The organism is Pseudomonas peli (genome assembly GCF_050563605.1).
GTDB classification, from domain to species: Bacteria; Pseudomonadota; Gammaproteobacteria; order Pseudomonadales; family Pseudomonadaceae; genus Aquipseudomonas; species Aquipseudomonas peli_A.
Genome location: NZ_JBNXUH010000230.1, coordinates 1 through 351 on the forward strand (window position 1 = coordinate 1; position 351 = coordinate 351).

The following is a 351-nucleotide window of genomic DNA, read 5'->3' on the forward strand; positions in this document are numbered from 1 at the left end:
GCCCCGTACTGCTTGTGGAAACCGGCCTGGCGCTGGAGGAGACGTTCGGCGGACTGGCGATGCCCTTCGGCCTGGCGGCGGGCGGGGCCTGTCTCTTCCACACATCTCACGCTGCCGTCGACGCCCCCCGGACCTGTGTCTTATACACCTNGACAGGCGCTGTACTGCTAGTGGAAACCTGCCTGGCGCTGGGTGTGGTGTTCGGCAGCCTGGCGATTCCCTTGGGCCTGGATGCCCGCTGGACCTCGGCCGCCTGGGCGGTGGACGGCGCGGGTATCTTCTGGCTTCTCCTTTTTCTCTATCTCTTCCTCTGTCTTTTCAACACATCTGACGCTGCCGACGACGCTCCAC

At 64.6% G+C, this 351-nt stretch carries 1 pseudogene; it reads left to right on the forward strand.

Annotation, left to right across the window (positions count from 1 at the left end):
* Window positions 1-164: 164 nt before the first annotated feature.
* Window positions 165-351: pseudogene (locus tag ACQ4LH_RS21560) on the forward strand (DUF2339 domain-containing protein); the annotation flags it as partial.